The following is a 283-nucleotide window of genomic DNA, read 5'->3' on the forward strand; positions in this document are numbered from 1 at the left end:
GATTCCAATTTTATTAATTGCAGCAGCTATTTTAATTTCACATCATTTTGCGGGCTTATATGGTATTGCAATTGCAGCTGTAGGAATGCTGGCAAATACTGGAATTCAATTAGCTGTTGATGCTTACGGACCTATTTCTGATAATGCTGGTGGTATTGCTGAAATGGCAGAATTGCCAAGTGAAGTTCGTGAAAGAACTGATAAATTAGATGCTGTTGGTAATACAACTGCTGCAATAGGGAAAGGTTTTGCTATTGCTTCTGCTGCTTTAACGGCATTAGCT

Annotated in this window: 1 protein-coding gene; it reads left to right on the forward strand. The window is 38.2% G+C overall.

Annotation, left to right across the window (positions count from 1 at the left end; translation table 11 throughout):
- Positions 1 to 283, forward strand: a 283-nt coding sequence (locus tag H2O73_RS23900; RefSeq protein WP_182110788.1) for a sodium/proton-translocating pyrophosphatase, incomplete at both ends; no start/stop codon positions are given.

This window comes from Vibrio marinisediminis (genome assembly GCF_014050145.1).
Classification (GTDB): Bacteria; Pseudomonadota; Gammaproteobacteria; order Enterobacterales; family Vibrionaceae; genus Vibrio; species Vibrio marinisediminis.